Source organism: Candidatus Roseilinea sp. NK_OTU-006 (assembly GCF_012931985.1).
Lineage (GTDB): Bacteria > Chloroflexota > Anaerolineae > J036 > Brachytrichaceae > JAAFGM01.
Genome location: NZ_JAAFGM010000004.1, coordinates 38746 through 64333 on the forward strand (window position 1 = coordinate 38746; position 25588 = coordinate 64333).

General features: G+C 63.7%; 21 protein-coding genes and 1 tRNA gene. 19 read left to right on the top strand and 3 right to left on the bottom strand.

Annotated features, from left to right (window positions below):
- Nucleotides 1–38: 38 nt before the first annotated feature.
- The 9 genes from nuoK (at nt 39) to atpF (ending at nt 10055) form a co-directional block, all read left to right on the top strand.
- Nucleotides 39–356, top strand: a complete 318-nt coding sequence (gene nuoK / locus GXH28_RS03725; RefSeq protein WP_169237678.1) for an NADH-quinone oxidoreductase subunit NuoK — start codon at nt 39–41, stop codon at nt 354–356.
- Nucleotides 357–405: 49 nt separating this feature from the next.
- Entirely contained in the window at nt 406–2595 is a 2190-nt protein-coding gene (locus GXH28_RS03730) for an NADH-quinone oxidoreductase subunit 5 family protein (protein WP_169237679.1), read from the top strand.
- Nucleotides 2596–2646: 51 nt separating this feature from the next.
- Nucleotides 2647–4236, top strand: a complete 1590-nt coding sequence (locus GXH28_RS03735) for a complex I subunit 4 family protein (protein ID WP_169237680.1) — start codon at nt 2647–2649, stop codon at nt 4234–4236.
- Between the two features lie 4 nt (nt 4237–4240).
- Nucleotides 4241–5776, top strand: a complete 1536-nt coding sequence (locus GXH28_RS03740; RefSeq protein ID WP_169237681.1) for a complex I subunit 4 family protein — start codon at nt 4241–4243, stop codon at nt 5774–5776.
- A 45-nt stretch (nt 5777–5821) separates the two neighbouring features.
- Nucleotides 5822–7315 (top strand): NADH-quinone oxidoreductase subunit N, encoded by a 1494-nt coding sequence (locus GXH28_RS03745; protein ID WP_169237682.1) that lies wholly within the window; start codon nt 5822–5824, stop codon nt 7313–7315.
- A 100-nt stretch (nt 7316–7415) separates the two neighbouring features.
- Nucleotides 7416–7769 (top strand): AtpZ/AtpI family protein, encoded by a 354-nt coding sequence (locus tag GXH28_RS03750; RefSeq protein ID WP_169237683.1) that lies wholly within the window; start codon nt 7416–7418, stop codon nt 7767–7769.
- A 40-nt stretch (nt 7770–7809) separates the two neighbouring features.
- Nucleotides 7810–8913, top strand: coding sequence for a F0F1 ATP synthase subunit A (locus GXH28_RS03755; protein WP_169237684.1), 1104 nt, complete (start codon nt 7810–7812; stop codon nt 8911–8913).
- A 79-nt stretch (nt 8914–8992) separates the two neighbouring features.
- Nucleotides 8993–9241 carry an ATP synthase F0 subunit C gene (atpE, locus tag GXH28_RS03760; RefSeq protein WP_169237685.1) on the top strand — a complete coding sequence of 83 codons (249 nt, stop codon included), beginning with the start codon at nt 8993–8995 and terminating at the stop codon, nt 9239–9241.
- Between the two features lie 22 nt (nt 9242–9263).
- Nucleotides 9264–10055 (top strand): F0F1 ATP synthase subunit B, encoded by a 792-nt coding sequence (gene atpF, locus GXH28_RS03765; RefSeq protein ID WP_169237686.1) that lies wholly within the window; start codon nt 9264–9266, stop codon nt 10053–10055.
- 102 nt (nt 10056–10157) lie between these two features.
- Here the strand turns inward: atpF and GXH28_RS03770 are convergent, their stop codons facing one another.
- Both GXH28_RS03770 and eno read right to left on the bottom strand, forming a co-directional pair.
- Nucleotides 10158–11180 carry a mannonate dehydratase gene (locus GXH28_RS03770; RefSeq protein ID WP_320447906.1) on the bottom strand — a complete coding sequence of 341 codons (1023 nt, stop codon included), beginning with the start codon at nt 11178–11180 and terminating at the stop codon, nt 10158–10160.
- Nucleotides 11181–11524: 344 nt separating this feature from the next.
- Nucleotides 11525–12805 (bottom strand): phosphopyruvate hydratase, encoded by a 1281-nt coding sequence (gene eno / locus GXH28_RS03775; protein WP_169237786.1) that lies wholly within the window; start codon nt 12803–12805, stop codon nt 11525–11527.
- Nucleotides 12806–13008: 203 nt separating this feature from the next.
- Between eno and GXH28_RS03780 the strand changes: the two genes are divergently transcribed.
- From GXH28_RS03780 to GXH28_RS03825, 10 genes are all read left to right on the top strand, one after another.
- Nucleotides 13009–14145: a hypothetical protein gene (locus GXH28_RS03780; protein WP_169237687.1), complete on the top strand. Its 1137-nt coding sequence runs from the start codon at nt 13009–13011 to the stop codon at nt 14143–14145.
- Between the two features lie 76 nt (nt 14146–14221).
- Nucleotides 14222–15427, top strand: a complete 1206-nt coding sequence (locus tag GXH28_RS03785) for an RtcB family protein (protein WP_169237688.1) — start codon at nt 14222–14224, stop codon at nt 15425–15427.
- A 141-nt stretch (nt 15428–15568) separates the two neighbouring features.
- Nucleotides 15569–15640: transfer RNA gene (locus GXH28_RS03790), tRNA-Gln, on the top strand.
- 69 nt (nt 15641–15709) lie between these two features.
- Nucleotides 15710–17095, top strand: a complete 1386-nt coding sequence (gene glmU, locus GXH28_RS03795; protein ID WP_169237787.1) for a bifunctional UDP-N-acetylglucosamine diphosphorylase/glucosamine-1-phosphate N-acetyltransferase GlmU — start codon at nt 15710–15712, stop codon at nt 17093–17095.
- 58 nt (nt 17096–17153) lie between these two features.
- Nucleotides 17154–18560, top strand: a complete 1407-nt coding sequence (locus tag GXH28_RS03800) for a hemolysin family protein (RefSeq protein WP_169237689.1) — start codon at nt 17154–17156, stop codon at nt 18558–18560.
- A 7-nt stretch (nt 18561–18567) separates the two neighbouring features.
- Nucleotides 18568–18957, top strand: coding sequence for a cytidine deaminase (locus GXH28_RS03805; protein ID WP_445082640.1), 390 nt, complete (start codon nt 18568–18570; stop codon nt 18955–18957).
- Nucleotides 18958–19046: 89 nt separating this feature from the next.
- Nucleotides 19047–19712, top strand: coding sequence for a SanA/YdcF family protein (locus tag GXH28_RS03810; protein ID WP_169237690.1), 666 nt, complete (start codon nt 19047–19049; stop codon nt 19710–19712).
- Nucleotides 19709–20299, top strand: a complete 591-nt coding sequence (locus tag GXH28_RS03815) for an HD domain-containing protein (protein ID WP_320447908.1) — start codon at nt 19709–19711, stop codon at nt 20297–20299. Before GXH28_RS03810 ends, GXH28_RS03815 begins: the two co-directional genes overlap by 4 nt.
- A 109-nt stretch (nt 20300–20408) precedes the next feature.
- Nucleotides 20409–21641 carry a LysM peptidoglycan-binding domain-containing protein gene (locus GXH28_RS03820; RefSeq protein ID WP_206156700.1) on the top strand — a complete coding sequence of 411 codons (1233 nt, stop codon included), beginning with the start codon at nt 20409–20411 and terminating at the stop codon, nt 21639–21641.
- A 129-nt stretch (nt 21642–21770) separates the two neighbouring features.
- On the top strand, nt 21771–22712 hold the full coding sequence (locus tag GXH28_RS03825) for a LysM peptidoglycan-binding domain-containing protein (protein ID WP_169237692.1): 942 nt from the start codon (nt 21771–21773) through the stop codon (nt 22710–22712).
- Between the two features lie 35 nt (nt 22713–22747).
- Here GXH28_RS03825 and GXH28_RS03830 read toward each other — a convergent pair whose 3' ends face one another.
- A complete protein-coding gene (locus GXH28_RS03830) occupies nt 22748–25555 on the bottom strand; it encodes a molybdopterin-dependent oxidoreductase (protein WP_240550162.1) in 2808 nt (935 codons plus the stop codon).
- Nucleotides 25556–25588 lie beyond the last annotated feature (33 nt).

The following is a 25588-nucleotide window of genomic DNA, read 5'->3' on the forward strand; positions in this document are numbered from 1 at the left end:
AACTCAAGCGCACTCCTGATCGAGGAATCATGCAAAACTTGCTCAACGGAATCCCGCTGTGGTGGTATCTCGTCGTATCGGCGGCGCTGTTCTGCATCGGCCTATATGCCGTGCTGGCGCGCAAGAATGCCATCGCTTTGTTGATGGGCGTCGAGCTGATGCTGAACGCCGCCAACATCAATCTGCTGGCCTTCTGGCGCTATCTGACGCCCGCATCGTCTGGCGGGCTGGCTTTCGCAGCCTTCGTGCTCGTGATCGCTGCCGCCGAAGCTGCGGTCGGCCTCGCGCTGATTGTTTCGGTCTATCGCATCACTCGCAGCATTGACCCGGAGAAGCTAGACCAGATGAAGCTGTGATGACGTAAGACGCCACAGACGCCACCGACACAAACGACACCATCAACGCATGTCGCACGAAACCCTGACTACACTGCTCTGGCTTGCGCCGCTGCCGCCGATCTTGGCGTTTGCGGTCATTGCGCTGTTCACCAATCGCCACCGGCAGACCAGCTCGACGATTGCCGTGCTCGCGATGATTGCATCTTTGGTGATGTCATTCATCGTGTTCTTCAGCGTCTGGCAGATGAAAGACCTGGGCAAGAAGCCCATCGGTGGGCAGGTCGGCTGGTTGCCCACCGGCGAGACTGTCTTAAACATCGGCGTCGTCGTGGATCCGCTCGGCGCGACCTTCCTGTTCATGGTGCCGCTGGCTTGCACGCTGATCTTCATTTACAGCATCGGCTACATGTCGGCGGATCCACGCTACACGCGCTTCTTCGCCTACCTCAGCCTGTTCGCCGGCTCGATGATGGGCCTGGTGGTCAGCGACAACCTGCTCACCCTGTTCATCTTCTGGGAGCTGATGGGCTTTTGCTCCTACTCGCTGATCGGCTTCTTTTACCAGAAGCCCTCGGCCTACAAAGCGGCGGTCAAGGCTTTCATGACGACGCGCGTGGGCGACATGTTGCTGTTGCTGGGCATGGTGTATCTCTATGCCCAGACCGGCACCCTGAACTTCCACGCGATCCTGCACAACGAAGAGGTGCTGAAAGAGCTGGCCGCGACGCCGGCAGTGCTCGGGCTGGGCATTTCGGCTGCCGGGCTGATCGCCATCCTGATCTTCGGGGGCACAGTGGGCAAGAGCGCGCAGTGGCCGCTGCATGTGTGGTTGCCCGACGCCATGGAAGGCCCGACGCCGGTTTCGGCCATGATCCATGCTGCCACGATGGTGAGCGCTGGCATCTTCATGCTGCTGCGCTTCTTCCCGCTGCTGCTCGCTGCCGGCGAACACAGCGCAGCCTTTACCATCGTCGGCCTCATCGGGGCGTTCACCGCCTTCCTGGGCGCGACGATTGCCGTAGCGCAATACGACATCAAGCGCGTGCTGGCCTTCTCCACCATCTCGCAGCTCGGGTTCATGGTCGCGGCGGTTGGCATCGGCGCGTATGTGGCGGCGGCCTTCCATCTGCTCACGCATGCCTTCTTCAAGGCGCTGTTGTTCCTGGCTTCCGGCTCGGTCATCCACGGTATGGAGCATGGACACCACCACGTGAGCCATGCCCACCACTCAGGCCATGAGGGCCATCCGGCGCACGGGCACGATGCACACAGCGAACACACCGATCCCACCGGCGATGACGGGCACGCATTCGACCCACAGGACATGCGCAACATGGGTGGGTTGCGCGCGCGCATGCCGATCACATTCGTCACGTTCCTGATCGGCGGCCTGGCGCTGGCCGGCTTCCCGTTCATCACCGCCGGTTTCTGGAGCAAAGATGAGATCTTTGCCGATGCGTACTACCATGGTCTGGTGAAGGGCGATGGCTTGGCGACGCTCGTCTTTCTGGTGTTGGTGGTCAGCGCGCTTTTGACGGCGTTCTACACCATGCGCCAGATCGCCATGACCTTCCTCGGCCAGCCGCGCACCGAAGCGGCTGCGCACGCAACCGAAAGCGTCCCCTCAATGACCTTCCCGCTGATCGTCCTGGCCGTCTTCGCGCTGTTCATCGGTTTCATCAACATCCCGAAGGACTTCCCGATCTTCGGTGCACTGATGGGCGATGGCGCCTTTTGGTTGAAGAACTTCATCGCCAGCATGCTGCTGGAGAAGCCGGAGCCGCTGGCATTCAACATCGTGCCGGTGTTGTTCTCGATCGGCGTGGCGCTGGGCGGCCTGGCGCTCGGGTGGTTGGTCTATGCGCGCAACCCGCTGCAGGCCGGCCAGACCGACCCGGTGGAGAAGCTGCCGGTGTTCAACTTCCTCTATCACCGCTGGTACTGGGACGAGTTGTATCGCAAGATCTTCATCAATCCGCTACAAGCCATCGCCGATAACTACTCGCGCGTGGTGGACAAGGGTGTGATTGATCGCATCCTGGAAGGGGGTTACGCCCTCGGCGCGCGCGTGACGCAGGGCTTTGCCGAGTTCGACCGCGTCGTGATCACCGGCTTCTCCGATGCTGTGGGCCGCTTCTTCCGCAGCCTGGGTGATTGGGGACGCGAACTACAGACCGGACAAGTGCAGAACTACCTGCTGTCCGGCCTGATCATGGTCATCGCGATTCTGGTGTTCTTCTTGTTCCTGTTTCAGTGAAGGCATGAATTTTGGGACGGGGGATTGGTCTCCGGTCTCACGGCGACAACGATGAATCTACTGAGTACGAACCTGCTGTCGGTAATAACCTACCTGCCGCTGGTGGGCATGTTGCTGGTGCTGGTCACGCCATCCAACCAGACCCGGCTGATCAAATGGGGGTCCATCGCCTTCAGCCTGATTCCGCTGGGGCTTTCGGTTGCGGCGTGGGCCGGCTACGACCGCGCCCAGGGCGGCTACCAGTATCTGGAGAGCATGGTCTGGTTCCCCCAGATCAACTCGGTCTACAAAGTGGGCGTGGACGGCATCAGCCTGCCGCTGGTGGTGCTCACCTGCTTCCTCACACCGCTGGCGATGATCTTCTCGCTCAACATCGAGCGCAGCCCCAAGGCGTACTTCGCGCTCTTCTTCCTATTGCAGACGACGGTGCTGGGCGTGTTCATCGCGCTCGACCTCATCCTGTTCTTCCTGTTCTATGAGGTCAGCCTGGTGCCGATGTACTTCCTCATCAGCCAGTGGGGCGGGGCGAACCGGCGCTATGCCTCCTTCAAGTTCATCCTCTACACGATGTTCGCCAGCTTGGGCATGTTGCTGGCGATCCAGGTGATCGGCCTGGCCTCCAAGAGCTTCGACCTCACGTATCTCGAATCGTCGCTTGGCCGTCCGTTCACCGGCAACAACCAGGTCGAGTTCTTCGGCTGGGATCCGACCGTCTGGAAGGCCATCGCATTCATCGCCTTCAGCATCGCCTTCGCGCTGAAAATCCCGATCTGGCCGCTGCACACCTGGCTGCCCGACGCGCACACCGAGGCGCCGACCGGCGGCTCGATGATGCTGGCCGGCATTCTGCTTAAGCTCGGCGGCTACGGCTTCTTCCGGCTGGTCATGCCCCTCTTCCCCGATGTATTCTCGCAGCCGGTGTTGCCCGGGCTGAGCGTGTTCGGCGCGCCGCTCAACTACAGCGTGCTGCTGGCCCTGCTGGCCTTCCTGAGCATCCTGCTGGGGGCATTCGCCGCCTGGGGACAGACCGACTTCAAGCGGCTGGTCGCCTATTCTTCCATCAACCACATGGGCTTTGTAGCGCTGGGCATCGCCTCGGCGGGATTGGCGCTGGCGCCCAATTCCACCGTGCGCGAAATTGACGCCACCATCGCCGGCAGCGGCGCCGTGCTACAAATGGTGACGCACGGCCTCTCCTCGGCAGCCATGTTCGCCCTGGTCGGCGTGGTGTACGAACGCGCCCACACGCGCGACCTGAATCAATATGGCGGCCTGTGGACGATCATGCCGATCTACGGCGCCGTGCTCATCTTCTGCTCGATGGGTTCGCTGGGGTTGCCCGGCCTGTCTGGATTCGTGAGCGAATTCATGGTCACGCGCGGCGCGTGGTCGGTGCACACCCTGCTCACCATCCTCTCGATGGCCGGCTTGCTCATCACCGGCATCTACATCCTCAAGGCGATCCAGAAAGTGCTGCATGGGCCGCTGGGTGAAGCGTGGCGGCATCATCCGCTGCCGGACATGAACTTCGCCGAGATCCTCGGCATCGCCCCGTTGATAGGCGCGATGTTGATGCTGGGCGTGTGGCCGGCGCTGGCGCTCAATGTGATTAACGTAGGCGTGCAAGGGTTGTTAAGGTAGCTCAATGACGAACGTCCCGTTCCTCTCCCTTATCATGCTCGTGCCGCTTATCGGCGCGATCATCATCCTGCTCGTGCCGCGCGATCGGGAGGAGGTGATTAAGACCATCGCGGCCATGGCGTCATTCGTCTCGCTGCTGCTCTCGCTGGCCGTATTCTTCGGCTACGATCGCACGCTCGGCGGCTTCCAGTTCCAGGAGAAAGCGACCTGGATACCGGAATTCGGCATCGGCTATCACGTCGGCGTGGATGGCTTCTCCGCGCCGCAGCTTGTATTGACCGGCATCGTCATGTTCTGCGCCGTGCTGGTCTCATGGCGCTCCGCCGATCGCCCGCGCGAGTATTTCGCCTTCCTGCTGTTGCTCGTGGCCGGCGTGTTCGGCAGCTTCATCGCGCTCGACATCTTCCTGCTGCTCATCTTCTACGAGCTGGTGCTGTTCCCGGTCTACGTGCTCATCGCCGGCTGGGGCAGCAAGCGACGCGAATATGCGGCGATGAAGCTGACGATCTACCTGTTCGTCGGTTCGCTCGTGGCGATCATCGGCCTGCTGGCCGTTTACTTCCAGACCGGCAATTCGTTCGACTGGTTCGACATCCAGGCCGGCGTGCGCAACCTGCCACCTGAGCAATCCGTTCAGTTGCAGCGCACTTGGTTTTTGCCGATCTTCGTCGGCTTCGGCGTGCTGGCCAGCCTGTGGCCGTTGCACAATTGGTCGCCCGATGGTTACGCCGCAGCGCCCACCGCCGTCTCGATGTTGCACGGCGGCGTGTTGAAGGCCACCGGCGCCTACTGCGGCCTGCGCATCGGCATCCAACTGCTGCCAGAAGGCGCCAAATACTGGATGCCAGTGGTCGTCTTCCTGTGCATGGCCGGCCTGATCTACGCGGCGTTGATCGCCTTCCGACAAACGGACCTCAAGTACATCATCGGCTTCTCGTCGGTCAGCCATCTCGGCCTGGTGCTGCTGGGCCTAGCTGCGTTGAACGAACTCGGCTTGAACGGCGCCGGGTTGGAGCTGTTTGCCGGCGGCGTGATGACCGGCCTGATGTTCGCCCTGGTGGGCATGATCTACGAGCGCGCGCATCTGCGCGACGTGCGCGAGCTGAACGGGCTGGCGCGGGTGATGCCGCTGGCAGCCATCGGCTTCGTCATCGGCGCGCTCACGCTGATGGGCATGCCTGGCCTGCCCGGCTTCCCGGCCGAATTGCAAATCTTCATGGGCCTGTGGAACGCCTCGACCACGCCGAGCGCGATGTTCGCAGGCGCGACGAACGGTTGGTACGCTGTTGTGGCTGTGGCCAGCATCGTCGTCATCGTCGTCAACGCCGCCTGGACGCTGCGCGTGGCGGGCCGGGTGTACTTCAGCGAGCCACAGGACATGGCGCTGCAAAAGCTGCCTCGCCTCGACGCGCTGGAGAAGACTGCCATTGTGTTGATGTGCGCGGTGCTCATCGTCGTCGGCGTGCTGCCGAACACGGTCATGTCGGTGATCAACGCCGGCGTGCAAGCGATCGTTCGCGGCTTGACTGCAACGGGATAGTTCCTAGTTCAGTTTTTAGTTTTGGAGACAGCTCGTAGCTCAAACATGGCTGGTTCTTTCGTAGAGTTCAACCCCGCCGAGTTTCTCGGCATCCTGCCGGAGATTTTGTTGCTGCTGTGGTCCATGGTGGTGCTGGCGTTCGACCTGGTCTCTGGGCGGTCGCTCCGGCGGCGCACCCTGGGCTTGACAGCGGCCATCGGCATGATCGTCATCTTGGTTGTTACTATCGTCAGCCGGCCGGCCGAATCGCAGACCCTCCTCGGCGGCATGATCCGCAACGACCTGTATACGTTCGTCTTCCGCATCATCTTCATCGCCGCCGGCGCACTCACCTGCCTGGTCTCGATTGACTTCCGCTCGATGCGGATCGGCAGCGAGTACTACGCCATCATCATCTTTACGACGATCGCCATGTCGCTCATGGCCGGCGCGAACGACCTGATCATGCTGTTTTTGGCCACCGAGTCGTCGAGCCTGTCGTTGTACCTGCTGGCCGGCTTCTACCGCGGCAACAAACTGAGCGCCGAAGCCGGCACGAAGTATTTCATCTTTGGCGCGGTCGCCTCGGCAGTGATGCTGTTCGGCCTCAGCCTGTTCTATGGCTTGAGCGGCGGCGCCACCGGCTATCAAGCGATTGCCCGCGCGCTGCTCAACCCCGATCTGCGCGTGCCGGTGTCCTTTGCAGCTTTGCTTGTGCTGGTCGGGTTCGCCTTCAAGACATCGGCTTTCCCGTTCCACTTCTGGGCGCCAGACGTATATCAGGGCGCGCCGACGCCGATCTCCGGCTACATCAGCACGGCGTCGAAGGCAGCCGGCTTCGCCATCCTGATGCGCTTCTTGTTCTACACGCTGCCGCCGGGCACCTCGGAAGCATCGTTGACCTGGGCAGCGCTCATGCAGCCGCTCGCCATCCTGACCATGGTCATCGGCGGCCTGCTGGCGCTGGTGCAGAACAACGTCAAACGCATGCTGGCCTATTCCAGCGTTGCGCAGGCCGGCTACATCCTCGTCGGCGTGACGGCGCTGGCCGCCAACCAGTTCAACCGCGCCGAGGCGCTGGCAGCGGTGATCTTCTACATCGCCACCTACATGCTCACCAACATCTGCGCCTTCGCCGTCGTCGGCCTCGTCTCCGAGCGCGTGGGCGGGGACGACATCCAGCACTTCAACGGGCTGGGCCGGCGCGCGCCCTATCTCGCGTTGGGCATGGCCGCGGCCCTGGTCAGCCTGTTGGGTGCGCCCCCGCTGGTCGGCTTCGTCGCTAAATTGCTGATCTTCGCGCCGGCTATCGGCGTCAACCTGGTCGCTCTAGTCGTCATCGCCATCATCATGGTGCTGGTGTCGGTCGTGTATTACTTGAACGTGGTGCGCGCGATGTACGTGGAGCGCACCGAACGCGACGCCCAACCGTTCCATGTGCCTGCACCGACCGGCGCTGTGGTATTGCTCACCGCTGTCGCCATCGCGCTGTTGACCATCGTATCTCCACCGTTCTGGAACCTGGCCATCGAGGCAGCGCAGGCGTTCTTCCCGGGATGAGTCAATCTGCCACTCCCGACTTCCCATGCCCGAACGTCAAGAGAGAGGGAAGTGAGGGGTGAAGTCGTAGCGTCACACATGCTAAAATCGGGGCCGCACCATGCATAGCGCCAAACGCGAGTCGTCGCTCGTCATCTTCCTCAAGGCCTTTCCACCCCCAATCATCGCTGCGATGGCCGCCCAAATTGCATTGATCAACGGCGCGCTCATGATCGGGGGCGTGTTCCTCGGCGTCATGCTCGACCGCCAGCTCAACACACGCCCACTGTTGACCCTCAGCCTGCCCATCCTCGGCGCGATCCTCTCGGTGTTCGTGACTTACCGGATGGCCATGCGGACGGTCAAACGCTCCCGACAGGCTTACCTGGACTGGGTGGAATCGCAGCGCGCCAACGCCAAGAGCGCGGCCGATGCGCAGGCCGCGCCAGCCGTCACATTCAACGACGCACACTAGCCACAACGCGAGATTCGATGAGTTTTGAAACAGTCATGATATGAAAGGGTTGAAGTTTCTCGTCATCCTGGTTCTGGCCATCGTGGCCGGCCTCCTGCTCAGCAGCTTCACGCTGAACATCAACGGCGTGGCTGTACCGTTCAAGACGTTCATCCCCAACATCGTCGTGCCTTCGGAGCCGCTCGGCCCGGATTGGTTGCACAACACGTTGCTCACGACGCTGATCGTGGACGCTGTGATCATTGTGCTGGCATTGCTGGGCGCGCGCGGCCTGCGCAACACGCTCACCGGAACCAACTGGTTTGCGCGCGCATGGGAGACGTTCGTCGAGTTCCTCTACAACAACTACCTCGTGCCCACGCTCGGCTCGCGCGCGAAGGCGGTGGCGCCGATTGCGATCTCGATCTTCACCTTCATCATGATCGCCGGCTTCTTCGAGTTGTTGCCCGGCCACGAGTCCGTCGGCAAGATGGAAGCTGCGCCGGCCAACCTGCGCGGTTTTTGCGCCGTCAAAACAGGGGGCATGTGGTTGATCACCGGCCACGAAGTGGACAAAGCGAAGGGCTTTGCTGAGTCGTGCGGCTATACGCTCGAGCAGGCCGAGGGCGTGGCGGTCGCCGACGGCGCCAAAACGGCTGCGCTAACCAGCGACGTGCGGGCTGCTTCGGCCATGGCCGGCGGCACCGATCCGAACGCCGGGGCTGCGCTCATCCCCTTCCTGCGCCGTCCGACCTCTTCGCTGAGCACGACGCTGGCTTTGGCGGTGCTCGCCTTCTTATTCATCGAATATCAGGGCATCCGCGCCAATGGCATCCATTACTTCAGCCGCTTCATCCAGGTGGATGCCTGGCGGCGCGCGCATCAGGGCATGATGCAAGGCTTGGTGGGCAACATCCAGGCCGGCCTGGTTGGCCCGCTCGAGTTGATCTCCGAGTTCATCCGCATCGTATCGTTCTCGTTCCGACTTTTCGGCAACATGTTCGCCGGGACGGTGCTCGTCTTTGTGATGACGTCTATCCTCCCGACCTTGTTGCCCACCGTCTTCTACGGCTTGGAGTTCGCGATCGCCGTGATCCAAGCCTTCGTGTTCATGATGTTGATCACCGTGTTCACTTCGCTGGCCGTGGCGCACGGCGAGCATTGATGCAGGTGACAACGCATCACCCAACTGAAGTCCACCAATACCGATTTACAAACTACAGACATACTGAGGAGTAAGCACCATGGATCCAGAAGCAGCACTCGTTTTGGGCAAAGCGATCGGCGCGGGCATCGCCGGCGGCGCCGGCATGATCGGCCCCGGCATCGGCATCGGACTAGCCGGCCTCGGCGCGCTGATCTCGATCGGCCGCAATCCCGAGGTGACCTCGACGCTCCAGACCTACATGATCCTCGTGATCGCGTTCGCAGAGTCGCTGGCCATCTTCGCGCTCGTGATTTCGTTCCTGCTGTTGTTCGCCTTCACCGGTTAGGCGCAGCGAATCGGAGGTAACCGTGTTGTCGTTTCTTGCAATCGCACGGGTGGCGGCGGAGGGCGGCGGCGCCCCCAATCCGTTTGAAGGACTGGGCATCAACCTGGTGCAGTTCCTGGCGCAGCTCATCAACTTCCTCCTGATCATGTACTTCCTGAACGGCATGGTGATCCGGCCGGTGCTGCGCAACCTGGAGGCGCGACGCAAGCGCATTGAGGAGAGCCTGGAGAACGCGCGCCTGGCCGATGAGCGCCTGGCCAACGTCGAAAAGGATTATCAGGCCAAGTTGAACGAGGCCGCAGCCGAAGCGCAGAAGATACGCGCCGAAGCGGTGAATGCCGCCCAGCAAGAGGCGCAGCGCATCCGGCAGGAGGCCCAAGCCGAAATTGAGCGCATGCGCCAGCAAGCCCGCATTGACGCGCAGGCCGAGCGCAACCAGCTCCTCGCCGACGCGCGCAACCAGATCGTCGCCCTCGTCATCGCGGCGACGAACAAGCTCGTGGGCGAATCGCTCGATGCAAATCGTCAGAAAGCCCTGATCAACGACTTCTTCAGCAAAGTGCCGGCGGCCAAGATTGCCGGCGTCTCGGTCAATGGTGCGCCCGTCGTCGTCACCAGCGCGCTGCCGCTCACGGCCGAAGAACAATCGCGCGTGAAGGCTGATCTGTCGAAGCAAATCGGCGCAATCGAAAACATCACGTTCGATGTGGACCCGTCCATCCTGGGCGGCTTGGTGGTCCGCGTGGGCGACAAGGTGATAGACGACAGCGTGTTGAGCAAAGTCAACACCTTGCGTCAGCAGTTGAGCGCCTAAGCGCTTATCAACGCGAGCACCGATCCCCCGGCGAGGATGCCGCCGGGGGATTTTTGCTTCTTTCAGCACTCATTCCCGCCAGTGCAGGCCCGTGATGGCAAATCAGCCGCAGTCATCCCGATGCGCATCGGCAATCGCATTGATCGCCTGTAACAGGCCGAGCATGTAGCCGGTCGCGAAGGCGTGCCCCCGGTGACGCCACGGCGAGTCGTTCACCAGCGCCGGCACGTGGTCGTCAATCATGAAGCCGTTGAAGCCGACCCGCTTAAGCGTCAGCATCACCCGGAACATGTCGCTGTTACCCTCGCCGAGGAAGCACTCCGTGAAATCGTCGCACCCGCCTTTCACGTCGCGGAAATGCACGTAGAAGATGCGCCCCCGCCGGCCAAAGTACTCGATGCTCTCCAACACGCCGGCGCCGCCGCGCATCTCGCTCCAGCAGCCGTGGCAGTAGTCCAGGCCGTGCATCGGGCTGGGGTGCGCCTCCATCGCTCGCTTGAAGTTCTCGAAGTTGCGGAACAGGCGCGGCACGCCGCCCAGCTTGGGCACCGGCGGGTCGTCGGGGTGCAGCGCCATGCGCACGTTGTACTCCTCGGCCACCGGCAGGATGCGCTCCATGTACCAGTGGTAGTTGGCCCACATCTCCTCCTCGTGATATTCACGGTCGAAGGAGAGCGGCGCGCGCTGGGCCAGCGCCAGTTTGAAGCCGTTGCTGATCGCCCCACCGCGGATGGGCGTATCCCACGCCGTGCGCCACACGCCGTTGGCGATGAAGTGGTAGCCGAAGATCGGGATGCCGGCTCGGCCCAGGTTGCGGATCGTTTCCTGCATGTTCTCGAGCTGGCGCTCACGGCCTTCTTGGCCCAGCATGATCTTGTCGTAGAAGTGAATCGGCACGTTCTCGATGGCGATCAAGCGCAGGCCGCGATCCTCGGCCCGGCTGCGCAGCCGCAACAGATCGTGGAACTCCAGCCGGCCGGTGTCCTTCATGCCCGGCGGCAAGCTGTAAAGGTTCATCTGCACGTCTTGCAGCCCCATCTGCCGGGCGAAGTCGAGGAACTCGTCGCTCAGCTCGTTCACCTGGCCGATGGCGACCCGCATAGGGAGTTGGGCAATATCAATCACAGCTCATTCGACGATCAATATCGCGCACCCACGCCGGGTGCTGGCGTCCCTTGACCGGCGGCGCGACATAGCGCGCCCCTTGTAGTCGTCCGGCGGCAGCGTCCAACGCCAAACCCATCGCGGGCCCTCCGAGCACGTGCATTGACGTCACCATGGCTGCGCGGCGCGCCGGTGAACGCTGCGCGCTTGCCTCCGCAGGCACCCAGGCGCGGCTCGCACAGCTTCACAACGACCTTCTTTTCACGCCGGTGCAAGTCCGATGAAAACGGCGCAAACTCGGCCTGGGCGGGGATGAACCTCGGTCAGTCCTTGTCCGCGTCGCGCGCCAGTTGCTGCTTCATAAATCACGACTTGAGCGCCATGCGACCGGCATAGCGCCCGCCCTCGCCCAGCTCTTCCTCGATTCGCAAGAGCTGATTGTACTTAGCGGTGCGCTCGCCGCGCGCCGGCGCGCCCGTTTTGATCAGGCCGGTGTTCAGCGCCACCACCAGGTCGCTGATCATCGTGTCCTCGGTCTCGCCGCTGCGGTGCGACACGGCCACCGCCCAGCCGGCGCGCAGGCTCATGGTCACCGCAGCGATGGTCTCGCTCAGCGTGCCGATCTGGTTCACCTTGCACAGCAGCGCGTTGCACGCCTTCTCGCGGATGGCGCGCTCGACGAACTTGACGTTGGTCACCAGCAGATCATCGCCGACCAGCCGGATTCTGTCGCCGACAGCAGCGGTGAATTTGACCCAACCATCCCAGTCGTGCTCGGCCAGGCCGTCCTCGATCGAGACGATGGGGTACTGGCGAACCCAGTCCTGCCAATAGGCGATCATCTCGTCGGTGCTGAGCACTTTGCCCTCTTTGGCCAGACGATATCGGCCTTTGTCATAGATCTCGCTGGCCGCTGGATCGAGGCCGAGGGCGACCTGATCGCCGGGCGCATAGCCCGCTTTGGTGATCGCTTCGAGGATGACCTCGACGGCCTCGGCGTTGCTCTTCAACGAGGGCGCGAAGCCGCCTTCGTCGCCGACGTTGGTGCCGTAGCCCTTGCCCTTCAGCACCTTGTGCAGGGCGTGATAGCACTCCGCGCCCCACTGCAGCGCCTCGGCAAACGACGACGCGCCGACCGGCAGGATCATGAACTCCTGAAAGTCGGTGCTGTTGTCGGCATGTTTGCCGCCGTTGAGGATGTTCATCATCGGCGTGGGCAGCACGTGCGCGTTCACGCCGCCGATGTAGCGATACAGCGGCATGCCCAGGCTGTTGGCCGCCGCGCGCGCCACGGCCAGGCTGACGCCGAGGATGGCGTTCGCACCCAGATTTGACTTGTTCTCGGTGCCGTCGAGTTGGTTGAGCAGCTTGTCAATGCCGGTCTGGTCGGTGGCCGGCCAGCCTTCCAGCGCAGCGGCGATCTCGGTGTTGATGTGGTTGACGGCCTTGCGCACGCCCTTGCCGCCGTAGCGTTGCTTGTCGCCGTCGCGCAGCTCCACGGCTTCGTTGTCGCCGGTGCTGGCGCCGCTAGGCACGCTGGCGCGTCCAAAGGCGCCGTCTTCGAGGATCACATCCACTTCGACGGTGGGGTTGCCGCGCGAATCGAGGATCTCGCGCGCAAAAACGGACTCGATGAAACTCATGATGGGGTTCTCCTGAATGACGCAGGCCGGCGGATGCGCGGCCTGCGAAATGTTCGATTGCAACCCATTTTAGCGTCTTGCGAGATGTCACGCACAGCGCCCAACGCACTCGGAGCGCGTTGGGCGCTGAATCACGCTTGGCTCGTTGATCTGCGCAATGTCATTTGAGTCAATCGTCGTCTCACGGACGAGTAACATTGAAGTCCATGCCCACCATCGTTGACCTGCCGGAGTTGATCGCTGCGCTGCCCGCCGAGCGCCGGGCGCGCTTCGAGCGCATCTTCCGCGTGGATCGCGTCGCCGGCGAATGCCGCGTCCCCGACGCAATGCGCCCGTGGGTCGAGGCGCAGTTCGGCTCGGTGGCCGCTGTGGAGCGTCAGACCGTGGTGCGCGTGACCAACCGGGTCACCTTCGACGGCGCGCTGTTCAACCCCCTGCGCCGCTGGCGGCCGGTGACGCTCTACGAGGATGGACGCGAGACGCAAGACGCAATACGTAAAACGCAAAACGTAAACCGTCAACCGCCCATCGAAGCCCCCTTCGCCGATCCAGTGCATTTGACCACCGAAGATGTCTTCGGCCGGGTGCGCGGCGAGCACTGCATCACCGCCAGCAACGTGGCGCGCTGGGAGGGCCAGTGCGCCGTGCTGATCTTCGACGAGCCGGATCCGCTGGCCTTTACCCGCGCGCACCTGCGCGATTACTTCCGCACGTCGCTGGCGTGGGCGCGGCGGGCGCACCAGCATGACCCGCAAGCGCGCTATTTCGTGTGGATATGGAACGGCGGACTAAAAGGCGGCGCCTCGGTGCCGCACGCCCACGCGCAGATGGGGCTGGGCCGCGGCATGCACTACGCCAAGGTGGAGCTGCTGCGCCGCGCGGCGCTGGCCTACCGCGCGCAGTACGATGCAAACTACTTCGACGACTTGCTGGCGGCGCACGACGATGTGGGGCTGGGCTTGCGCGCCGGCCGGCTGCGCGGCTTTGTGTATCTGGCCGCCAACCGGCCAAAGGACACCTGGATCTACGGCCGCGCACTCGACGACGATCTAGCCGACGCGCTGCACGACGCGCTGCGCGCGCTGATCGAACGCGCGGACATGCGCGCCTTTGATGTGGCCGTGCTCATGCCGCCGTTGTTCCCCCTCACCGCGGCCCACTCCCTCCAGGGGGAGGGAGTGGAGGACTGGTCGGGCTTTCCGGTCATCGTGCGCATCGGCGACCGCGGCGCGCCGGAGATGCGCTCGTCGGACATCGGCGCGATTGACCTCTACGCCCACAACACCATTTCGATGGATCCATTTGAGGTGAAGCCGTTGCTGATGGAGTCGGGATTGAGCTAGTTACCGAATCGCGCGTGAGGCCGTTTGGTTCAGCGCCTGTCGGCCCCGATGAGTTGAACATGGTACGATAAGCCACATGACGACAGGACACGGGGCAGTGCGGCCAACGCCGCTGGCCTATGCCGTGTGGGGCGAGGAGCACATTGACGCCGCATCGCGGGCGCAGATGGACAACGCCATGCGCCTGCCGGTGAGCGTGGCCGGCGCGCTGATGCCCGATGCGCATGTCGGCTACGGCTTGCCCATCGGCGGCGTGCTGGCGACGGTAGGCGCCGTGATCCCCTACGCTGTGGGCGTGGACATCGCCTGCCGCATGCGCCTGAGCGTCTTCGACGCGCCGCCGAATCTGCTCGACCAGCAAGAGGGGCGCTTCGAGAAAGCGCTGCGCGAGAACACGCGCTTCGGCGCCGGCGCGGAGTGGAAGCCGCCGCGCGAAGACCCAATCCTGGATGACCCCGACTGGCGGGCCACGCCGCTGCTGCGGCATTTGAAAGAAACCAAGGGCATCCCGCAACTCGGCACGTCCGGCAGCGGCAACCACTTCGTCGAGTTCGGCCAGCTCGAGGTAGTGGAATTCGATCCACAACTGGGCTTGCAGCCTGGCACATACTTGGCCCTGCTCTCGCACAGCGGCAGCCGCGGCGTCGGCTTTCAGATCGCCGATCACTACAGCAAGCTGGCGCGTCAGTTGCATCCAGAGCTGGGCAAGGACCTCGCCCACCTTGCCTGGCTGGATATGGACAGCGAAGCCGGACAGGAATACTGGGTGGCGATGAACCTGGCGGGTCGCTTCGCCTCTGCGAATCATCGCATCATCCACAAGCAGATCGCCAAAGCTGCCGGCCTGGAAGTGCTGGCCACGGTGGAGAACCATCACAACTTCGCCTGGGAGGAGACATTGCCCGATGGCCGGCGCGTCTATGTGCATCGCAAGGGCGCGACGCCGGCCGGCAAAGGTGTATTGGGCGTGATCCCCGGCACGATGGGCGACGTGGGTTACGTGGTGCGCGGCAAGGGCAACCCGGCCTCGCTGAACAGCGCCTCGCACGGCGCCGGTCGGCAGATGAGCCGCAACGAGGCGTTCAAGAACATCACCAAGAAGATGCGCGACGCCTATCTGCGCGAGCGCGGCGTCAAGTTGCTGGGGGGCGGTCTGGACGAAGCGCCACAAGCCTACAAGAACATCAACGAGGTGATGGCCGCCCAGAGCGACCTGGTGGACATCATCGCGCGCTTCAAGCCGCGCCTGGTGATGATGACCGACGACCCGCGCGATATTTGAGCTTGCACTTTGCGCAGCCAAACGGCCAGCCGAGTAACACGCCGCCATTGCCTGTGTGACTGCCCATGGAGAAACGCGCCTCCGGCGAGACCCCGCGCTGTCACTGATGGTAAAATAGGCGAGCGCAGAGTCGCATCATGATGGGGCGTCGCCAAGTGGTAAGGCATCGGACTCTGGATCCGACATTCGTTGGTTCGAATCCAGCCGCCCCAGTAAGAGGGAGGATCGAGGGCTGAGCGTCACCCGGCGCTCAGTTCTCGATTCTTATTTTCAATTCAGATGATGCCTGACGAACCCGACCATCCGTGCGCAAATACCCGCGCGATTGTGCTCGCGGCCGGCATGGGGAAGCGCATGAAATCGAAGCGCCCCAAAGTCCTGCACCACCTGGCCGGCCGCCCCCTGATAGATTACTGCATCACTGCCGCCGAGCGCGCCACAGGCCGTGCGCCCATCGTCATCATCGGTCATCAGGCCGATGACGTGCGCGCCGAGATCGGCGAACGGGTTATCTTTGCGCACCAAGACCAACCACTGGGCACAGGCCACGCCCTGATGCAGGCCGAAGCCCACGCTGCCAGCGCTGCGCAGGTTCTCGTCACTCACGGCGACGTGCCGCTCCTGCGCCCCGAGACGCTGCGCCAACTCGTCGCGCTGCGCGAGCGCCACGGCGCGGCGATCACCATGCTGACGGTAATTGCGGACGATCCGCGTGGGTTTGGCCGCGTGATCCGCGACGCGCAGGGCGAGCGGGTGCGGGCCATTGTCGAAGAGGTGGCCTGCGCGCCGGCGCAGCTTGCCATCCGCGAGCTGAACGTGGGCGCCTACTGCTTCGACGGCGCATGGGTGTGGGACGCGCTGAAGCGCATCCGCCCCAACCCCCAGAAGGGCGAATACTTCCTCACCGATCTGATCGAGATCGCCGTTGCCGACGGCCGGGAGGTGCGCGCCCTGACGGCGGAAGACCGCGACGAGTGCATCGGCATTAACACCCGCATAGACCTGGCTGACGCCGAGCGCGCGCTGCGTCGCCGCATCAATCGCCAACACATGCTCAACGGCGTGACAATCGTTGATCCCGAAACGACCTACGTCGAGGTCAGCGTAGAAATCGGCGCAGACACCGTCATCCTGCCCAACACGCATCTGATCGGTCGTACGCGCATTGGGAGCGACTGCCGGATCGGGCCGAATTCCTACATCGTCGAGTCATACGTCGGCGACCGCGTGCAAATCGTACAGTCCATGATCGAGCATTCGCGCGTGGAGGACGACGTGCACGTTGGGCCGTTCGCGCACCTGCGCCCCGGTGCGCATATCGGCGCCGGCGCGCACATCGGCAACTTCGCGGAGATCAAGAACAGCACGCTCGGCGCGGGCAGCCACATGGGCCACTTCAGCTACCTGGGCGACGCCAGTGTGGGAGAACACGTCAATATCGGCGCCGGCACGATCACCTGCAACTTCGACGGCGTGAAGAAGCACCGGACCGTCATCGGCGATCACGCCTTCATCGGCAGCGATACCATGCTGGTAGCGCCGGTTACCGTAGGCAAGCGCGCGCGCACCGGCGCCGGTGCAGTCGTCACCAAGGACGTGCCCGACGCAACGCTGGCCGTTGGCATACCGGCGCGCGCGATCCGCAAGTTGGGGGATCCGCCGGCCTAGCGCCCAGGGCGCAGTTTGCGGCATTTGCGCTCGGACGGTCATGTAGAAAGTCGTGGCGATGGTCGTTTTGCTGTTCGTGCTAGCCGTTGCGATCCGCGCGTTCTTCGCCCTTGCCCGCAGCGCGCTGATCAACATGCGCCGCCCACGCCTGGTCGAGCTGGAGAAGAAGGGGGTAACCTCTGCGCGGGCGATTCAGCAGCTCACCGAGAATTCCAGCCGTCTGTTGGCGACGGCGGAAGTGGGGGCGCTGTTGGGGCTGGTGCTTGCAGCCGGCATCGCTGCGTTGGGCTTCACACCGCCGGCGCTAAACTGGCTGCGCGCGATGTTCGATGCGCTACCGCCGGAGATAGCCCAAGTCATCGCCTTCCTCATCGTCACTTTTGCGACGGCGCTCTTCTTGTTCGTCTTCGGTCGGCTGGTGCCAGAGGCGCTGGCGTTGCGCTACACCGAGCCGCTCGCACTGGTGTTGGTTCGCCCAATACAAGTGATGAGCATCCTGCTGGCGCCGTTCGTGCGCTTCGCCGTGGTGCTGAGCAATCTGCTCTCGATCCCGATGGGCGGCCAGAAGCGCGAAGGCGCTACGCTCGTCACTGAGGAAGAGCTGAAGACGATGGTGGACGTCGGCGAAGAGGAAGGCTTGATCGAAGAAGGCGAGAAGGAGATGATCCTCTCGGTGCTCGATTTCGGCGATACCGTCGCGCGCGAGGTGATGGTGCCGCGCATTGCAATGGTGGCCCTGGACGTCAACACCCCGTTCGACGAGGTGTTGGACGTGGTCATCTCCGCCGGCCACTCGCGCATCCCCGTCTATCGCGGCACGATTGACGAGATCATCGGCATTCTCTACGCCAAAGACTTGCTGACCGCGCTGCGCGACGGCACAAAACCGCCGCTGGAACAGATGCTGCGCCCGGCCTATTTCACGCCCGAATCCAAGCGCGTCATTGAGTTGCTCCACGAACTACAGAAGCGCCGGGTGCACGTCTCTATCGTCGTGGATGAATACGGCGGCACCGCCGGCCTCGTGACTATCGAGGATATCCTGGAGGAGATCGTCGGCGAGATTCAGGACGAATACGACGCCGAGGAGCCGGACATCGTGCCGCTGCCGGAAGGCAACGGCTACATCCTCGACGCAGGGATGAACATCGAGGACGCCGGCGAATTGCTCCAAGTCGAGCTGCCCAAAGGCGAAAGCGACACGCTGGGCGGCTTTATCTACGACCAGTTGGGCAAGGTGCCGGTTGTCGGCGAGCAGGTGGAGCACGATGGTTTTATCTTCGAGGTGCTCGCCGTCAACGACCGACGCATCCTAAAAGTGAAGGTGACGCATGCGCCACACCAACCAGACGCGCAGCAGCAAGCAGCGCAAGAACGCCCCCACGCGACAGGCGACGCCGCGCCGGAAGAGCGCGGCAAACGCCTCAACCCCATCAACAACCCCGCCCCCGGGCGAGCTACCTGAGGAAGTCATCCGTGTGCTGATCGAGGTGGCCAACCGCGCGCGGCAGCACGCCCACGCCCCCTATTCGCGCTACCGCGTCGGCTCGGCCCTGCTGGCCGAGTCCGGCAACGTCTACAGCGGCGTGAATGTGGAGAACGCATCCTATGGGTTGGCGATCTGCAGCGAACGCACGGCCTATGTCAAGGCAATTAGCGAAGGAGAGCGCGACTTCATCGCCATCGCCGTCGTCACCGACAACGGCGGCTCGCCGTGTGGGGCATGTCGGCAGTTCATGAGCGAGTTCGGCCTGGACACCATCGTCATCCAGGCCGACGCCCGCGGCCACTATACGCTAACCACAGTCGGCGCGTTGCTGCCCGATGCGTTCACGCCTGACAAGTTGGCCAAGCGACGGTGAGCGGCGAGTTGTGGGCGGCAGGTTGCGCACGAAGAGGCGTGAGCCGTGCGGGGAAGTGGGAGATCGGGGGAGTAGGGGCTTGGCATACAATGCGATCTGTGATCAAGCGCGTGATCTTGCTGACGGCGATTTTGGTGGTTATCGTCCCGTTGTTGGCGCGTGGGTTTACGATGGCGTTTGCGCGAAGCCGCATCTACACCGCGCCGGAGGCGACGCCGCACCACCGCGTGGCCATTGTGTTCGGCGCGGGCGTGCGCGGCAACCAGCCCAGCGCCGTGCTCTATGACCGGGTTGTCTCGGCGGTGGCGCTCTATCGGGCCGGCGTGGTGGATAAGCTGCTGATGAGCGGCGATAAGCGCTTCGCGAACTACAACGAGCCGGCTGTGATGCGTCAGACGGCGCTTCGGCTCGGCGTCCTAGACGACGACATCGCGCTCGATTACGCCGGCCACAGCACCTACGACACTTGCTTTCGCGCCCGCACAATCTTCGGCCTGCGCGACGCCGTGTTGGTGACCCAGGCATATCATCTTGACCGCGCCATATTCACATGCAGCGCGCTCGGCGTGGCTGCGGTCGGCTACCCAGCCGATCGAAGGCCGTATGCCGCTATGTCTTGGTTCCAGCTCAGGGAATTCGGCGCGACGTTAAAAGCGTTCTGGGATCTGTTCATCAGCCGTCCGCTGCCGGCGCTGGGCGAGCCGCTCCCAAATCGCCTAAGCCGGGGCGGCCTGCTACACTTCCCACTCTCATGATGAGCGACTCCCGATACAACCGCGATGCCGCTTGGGCTATCGTCACAGCGTGGACGACCGACCCTGCCTTAATTCGGCACATGTTGTCCGTCGAGACCGCCATGCGCGCCTATGCGCCGCGTTTCGGCGGCGATCCGGAGCAATGGGGATTGCTCGGTCTGATTCACGACTTCGACTACCAGCGGCATCCTAACTTGGACGGCCAGGGTCATCCGAATGTCGGCATTGCTTACCTGCGTGCGCAAGGGTGGCCGGAGGAGATCCTGCACGGCATCGCTGCTCATGCGCCCGAACTGACCGGCGTGCAGCCCAAGAACGACATGGAGCGCGCCCTGGTCGCAGTGGACGAGCTGACCGGCTTCATCGCTGCTGTAACGTTGGTTCGTCCGACGAAGCACATCGCCGATGTGCAGGTGTCATCGGTAAAGAAGAAGTGGAAGGAAAGGGCCTTTGCCGCTGGTGTGCACCGCGACGCGATCGAGCGCGCGGCAGCAGCGCTCGGCGTCCCGCTCGATGAGCACATTGGCATCGTCCTGGCCGCCATGCAAGGCAACGCGGCTGCCCTGGGTTTGGATGGGGTGAAGTGACCGACTGCCGGCCGCAGCCGATCGCCGATCACTCTGTATGAGCAGCCCGCCCAAATCACGTTACAAGCGCTGCCCTTCCTGTGGCTCACGCGCCGCGGAAGATGCGCAAGTGTGCCAAGTCTGTGGACACGAATTCGGCACCACGCAAGCCATCCCGCGCGCGCGACCCGCAGCCCAGGCAACCGCCGAGCGTCGCCCTACCCTACCTCGCTCAGGCCCGGTCAAAACGTCCCCGTCGGTTGACACACGCCGGCGATCGTCCCGGGCGCAGATCCCTTGGGGGGTCTTCGGCGTCTTGGCCGTGATCGCCGCCATCATCCTCAGCGCGACGTGGTTTGCGCAAACCATCGGCCTGTCCCTACCTTCTGCCGAACCGACCGCAGCGTCCATCATTCACGGCTCGCCAACCGCAGAGGACGGGCTGATCGCCGGCAACTTGCCGTTCGCTGAGACGCTAACACCCGCGACAAGGCCGCCGACCGCTACACCGGCGCCGACGCCCACGCCCATCCCGCCGCTCGAATACACCGTGCAGTCCGGCGACACGTGCAGCGTCATCGCGCAGCGCTTCGCTGTGCAGCTGGATGAACTCATCACCTTAAACAACCTCGACGCCGCCCAGTGCTTGATTCGCGTCGGCGACAAACTGCTGATCCCTGTGCCCTCGCCCACACCGCTCCCTACTGCGACTTTGCCGCCGAACGTCACGCCCTCCTCTAACACTGCGCCCGTTCCGGGGGAGCCGACGGCGACGTTGCCGGCGCAAATCGTGTATGTGGTGAAAAGTGGCGATACCTGTAGCGAAATCGCCCAAAAGTTCAAAGTGACGGTCGAGCTGCTGATCCAGCAAAATAACCTGGACGCAAATTGTCTGATTCGCATGAACCAGGTGCTGACGATCACGTTTGCCACACCGACGCCGCTCGTGACCTCAACGCCGATTGTGCTACAGACGCCGACCCCGCGCGCGGGTTACAGCGCCCCTATCGTCATGCTGCCGCCCAATGGCGCGCAGATCAGTAGCACACAGGGCATCGTGACGTTACAATGGCTGACGGTCGGCCTGTTGCAGGAGGACGAATGGTACGTCGTGCAAGTGCAGCCGTCGGGCGCGCTGACCGTGCCCATTTTCGAAACCAAAGCGACTTCGCTCAAGTTGACGCAAGACATCCTCGGCGATCAAGAGGAGCGCGAGATCGCCTGGTGGGTGCAGGTCAAGCGCCTCCTAAGCGTCGAACCAACCACCGGTCAGCGCACATATGCGGAGATCAGCCCGCCCAGCGCAGCGCGCACTTTTGTCTGGCGCAAACGGCCGGTTGGCACACCGACGCCCAGCCCGTGAGCGATATGCGACATCCTAACTCAGACCGATTACGCTAAGGAGACGAGCGACGTGAGTCCACCATCCAGACAAAAACGGCGCTGTCCGTCCTGCGGTTCGAGCAATCCGGCGAACGCGAAGAGCTGCGACATGTGCGGCTATGTGTTTGGCCCATCCGATGCGGGATCATCCAAGCCGGCGATTGCCTTCCGGCCTGCATCGTCTGCGCAGCCGGCGCCACCACCGACGCCTCCTGCGCCGTTGTCAGCAGACGCATCCGCCGAGACGTGCTCACAGCCCCCTGCTCCACCGATCGCACCCGGCAAGCCGATGGACATGGCGCACGTCCCCCGGGTCGAGCCTGCCTCTCCGCTGTCGGTTGCGGATGAGATGTCCGACGAGCCGCTCGCACGCGCGCCGCAAAGGGACGAAGCACTGGCTTTCGCCCCAGCCCATCTTTCCGGCGCGCCAAACGCTGTTGACGCAGACACGGCCAGCCGCGTTGAGTTCAAGGCCAAACCACAGGCCGCAGCCTACCCGGCGCGGCCAAGGCCAGCCCCTGCGCTCAAACCTGCTGCGCCTTACAGGCCGAAGGCGACGGCGCTGAGTCGCCCGACTCCCATCTCGGGGCGGCGATCCCGAAGCCCACTGGGCCTGGTCATCATTCTGGGGGCGGTGCTGGGCGTGGCCGCTCTGCTGGCCGTGGCCATTGCCGGCTCTGACGCGGGGCGCGATGCATCGGCGCGGCAGATGGCGCCGCCAATCATCGCCACCCAGCCGAGGACCGACGCATCGCCCGCGGCTGCGGCGACCGAAGCGGCACCGCCGCCCTCGCCGCTGCCCTCTCCAACCGAGATGCCTGCGCCGCCAACCGGTACGCCGTTGCCACTCCCGACGGAAACGCCCGCGCCGCAACCCACCGACACGCCGGCGGCTCAAAACAACGCAGTGACCTATACCGTGAAGCAGGGCGACTCATGCTGGGGCATCGCCACGCGGTTCAACATCTCGGTGGACGACCTGATCCGCCGGAACAACCTTGCCGCCGACTGCCTGATCCGGCCGGGCCAGGAACTCGTCATCACCCGCTGAGACAGCCTGACAAGACATTGTCTTCGCCCACCCTGCTACTTGGCATTCACCCTCTGGCGCCGCGCCTTCATCGTTCGCAGCAACCAGTCCTGGTCCACCGGCAAGCGCCGCACGCGCACGCCGGTAGCGGCGTAGATGGCATTGGTGATGGCCGGCGTGGTGGGGATGCTGGAGATTTCACCCACGCCCTTAGCGCCATAGGGCCCGTCGGCCGCCGCATCCTCCACGATGAACGAGACGATCTCCGGCGTGTGGCGGATGCTGGGCATCTTGTAGCGCGCCAAGCGGTCGGTATAGGGGATGCCTTTCTCCTGGATAAACTCCTCAGTCAGCGCGTTACCGATGCACATCACGATGCCGCCGTCAATTTGCCCTTGCAAGGCCAGTGGGTTGATCGCCCGGCCGACGTCGGTGGCGCTGATTACCTTCAAGCAGGCGACTTCGCCGGTGAGCTCGTTCACTTCCACCAGCGCGGCCTGCGCCGCGTAGCTGAAGGCGACATGCATATCGCCGCCGGCGCCCAGCGGCTGCGTCTTGGGCGCCTCGTAAAGATGGCTCAGGCGCGTGGATTGCCCCTCGGCGTGGGCCTGCTGCACTACCTCGGCAAAGCTGACCGCGCGGTCGCCGGCGCGCACCTGGCCATCGCAGAAGGTGAGCGCATCGGCCGGCGCGTCGAGCATCTCCGCAGCCACCGCCGCCAACTGCTGGCGCAGCTTGATGCTGGCCAGGCGCGCCGCGTTGCCGGTCACGTAGGTCTGGCGCGAGGCCGTGGTCGGGCCGCCGTCCGGCGTCAGGTCGGTGTCGGAGAGCAGCACATGCACGCGCTCATAAGGCAGGCCCAGCTCCTCGGCGGCGATGCTGGCCAGCACCCCCACCAATCCTTGGCCGATCTCGGCGGCGCTGGTGCGCACTTCGACGCTGCCGTTGCTGAACGCCTCGACCTCCACCGTGGAGCAATCGTTGGCGCCGCCGCCCAGGCCGGTGTTCTTGTATGCCGCGGCGAAGCCCCAGGCGTATACGCGGTTGGGTTTATCAGGCCGGCGAAAGACCCACGATCCCTGCGCCTGAGCGAGATCATCGTTCAGCGCGTCGGCCACCTTCTCGATGCATGTCAACAGGCCACAGCTCTCGCGGATGAGCGCGCCGGTGTTGGTGACCGAACCGACGCGCAGCGCATTCTTGCGCCGCACTTCAATCGGATCCAGATTCAGCCGATGCGCCAGCTCGTCAATCGCCGACTCGATGGCAAAGCACGACTGGGTGACGCCGAAGCCGCGAAACGCGCCGGCCGGCACGTTATTGGTGTAAGCTGCGTAGCAATCAATCTTGACATGCGGCACTTCGTAGGGGCCGCTGGCGTGGGTCGCCGCGCGGGTCATCACCTTGTCGCCCAGGCTGGCGTATGCGCCGGTGTCGCCCCACAGCTCGATGCGCATGGCCGTGAATGTGCCGTCGCGCTTGGCGCCCACCTTCACCTTGAACTTCACTGCGTGGCGCTTGGGGTGGAAGATCAACGACTCGCTGCGCCGATAGAGCATCTTGACCGGCCGGCCGGTCGCGCGCGCCAACAGCGCCACGTGGATTTGGCCGGCGATGTCCTCCTTGCCACCGAATCCGCCGCCGATGAGCGTGCCGATCACGCGCACCTGCGATTCGGGCACGCCGAGCGCCGCGGCGATTTGCTTGCGGTCGGCATAGGGAATCTGTGAGCCGACGTACACCTCGACGCGCCCATCATCCGTGACGCGGCCGATGGCGCACTCCGGCTCCAAGAAGGCGTGCTCGGTGGTCGCTGTCTCATACTCGCCCTCGATGATCACATCGGCCTCGGCCAGGCCGCGCTCCACATCGCCCTTCTCGACGTGGATGTGCTTGAGCAGGTTGCCCGACTCGTGTACCTTGGGAGCGTCGGGGGCGAGCGCCTTCACCGGATCATCCACCACCGGCAGCGGTTCATACTCGACCTCGATCAAGCGCAGCGCCTGCTCCGCGATCTCGCGCGTCTCGGCAGCGACGATGGCCACCGCATCGCCGACATAGCGCACTTTGTCGTAGCACAGCACCGGCCAATCGGCGTACACCAGGCCGTGATTCTTGGCGCCGGGCACGTCCTCGTGGGTGAGCACGGCGACGACGCCGGGCAGCGCTTTGGCCTTGGACGTGTCAATTCGCGCGATGCGCGCGTGTGGGATGCCGGCGCGCAGCGTGCAAGCATGCAACATGCCCGGGAAGACGTAGTCATCGGTGTACTTGGCGGCGCCGGTGACCTTGGCCACCGCATCGGGGCGCGGCAGCGGCTTGCCGACCACATTCAACGGGGGGCGCGTCTCCGGCAGCGCCAAATGTCCGTTTTGGCCAGCCGCTTGTTTGATCGCGGCGATCACGCTCACGTATCCAGTGCAACGGCAGTAAGTGTCTTTCAGCGCGTGCTTGATGTCATCCTCGCTGGGATTCGGGTTGGCGTCGAGCAGCGCCTTGGCGGTCATGATCAGGCCGGGCGTGCAGAAGCCGCACTGCACCGCGCCCTGCTCGATGAAGGCTTGCTGCAGCGGATGGAGCTGGCCGCCGCGCGCCAACCCCTCGATCGTCTCCACGCGCGCGCCGTTCGCCTTCAGCGCAGGGTAGATGCACGAGTTCACCGGCGCGCCGTCCACCAACACGGTGCAAATGCCGCATTCGGCCTCGTTGCAGCCGATCTTCACGCCGGTCAGGCCAAGCTGCTCGCGCAAGACCTCGGCGAGGAACGCCGATGGCCGCACGTCCACCGTCACCGGACGACCGTTGACGGTGAACGTCAACGACGCGGTGTGCGTCATCTTCCCATTCGTCGTCGTTTGCGTCATAAGCGTGATCCTCCTTAGAGTGCGCTGAGTTAG

What these genes read in the sequence shown, in the direction of transcription:
- GXH28_RS03730 (WP_169237679.1), top strand. Translation starts at nt 406, where the DNA reads ATGTCGCACGAAACCCTGACTACACTGCTCTGGCTTGCGCCGCTGCCG.
- GXH28_RS03735 (WP_169237680.1), top strand. Translation starts at nt 2,647, where the DNA reads ATGAATCTACTGAGTACGAACCTGCTGTCGGTAATAACCTACCTGCCG.
- GXH28_RS03740 (WP_169237681.1), top strand. Translation starts at nt 4,241, where the DNA reads ATGACGAACGTCCCGTTCCTCTCCCTTATCATGCTCGTGCCGCTTATC.
- GXH28_RS03745 (WP_169237682.1), top strand. Translation starts at nt 5,822, where the DNA reads ATGGCTGGTTCTTTCGTAGAGTTCAACCCCGCCGAGTTTCTCGGCATC.
- GXH28_RS03750 (WP_169237683.1), top strand. Translation starts at nt 7,416, where the DNA reads ATGCATAGCGCCAAACGCGAGTCGTCGCTCGTCATCTTCCTCAAGGCC.
- GXH28_RS03755 (WP_169237684.1), top strand. Translation starts at nt 7,810, where the DNA reads ATGAAAGGGTTGAAGTTTCTCGTCATCCTGGTTCTGGCCATCGTGGCC.
- atpE (WP_169237685.1), top strand. Translation starts at nt 8,993, where the DNA reads ATGGATCCAGAAGCAGCACTCGTTTTGGGCAAAGCGATCGGCGCGGGC.
- GXH28_RS03780 (WP_169237687.1), top strand. Translation starts at nt 13,009, where the DNA reads ATGCCCACCATCGTTGACCTGCCGGAGTTGATCGCTGCGCTGCCCGCC.
- GXH28_RS03785 (WP_169237688.1), top strand. Translation starts at nt 14,222, where the DNA reads ATGACGACAGGACACGGGGCAGTGCGGCCAACGCCGCTGGCCTATGCC.
- glmU (WP_169237787.1), top strand. Translation starts at nt 15,710, where the DNA reads ATGCCTGACGAACCCGACCATCCGTGCGCAAATACCCGCGCGATTGTG.
- GXH28_RS03800 (WP_169237689.1), top strand. Translation starts at nt 17,154, where the DNA reads ATGGTCGTTTTGCTGTTCGTGCTAGCCGTTGCGATCCGCGCGTTCTTC.
- GXH28_RS03810 (WP_169237690.1), top strand. Translation starts at nt 19,047, where the DNA reads ATGCGATCTGTGATCAAGCGCGTGATCTTGCTGACGGCGATTTTGGTG.
- GXH28_RS03815 (WP_320447908.1), top strand. Translation starts at nt 19,709, where the DNA reads ATGATGAGCGACTCCCGATACAACCGCGATGCCGCTTGGGCTATCGTC.
- GXH28_RS03825 (WP_169237692.1), top strand. Translation starts at nt 21,771, where the DNA reads ATGTGCGGCTATGTGTTTGGCCCATCCGATGCGGGATCATCCAAGCCG.
- GXH28_RS03830 (WP_240550162.1), bottom strand. Translation starts at nt 25,555, where the DNA reads ATGACGCAAACGACGACGAATGGGAAGATGACGCACACCGCGTCGTTG.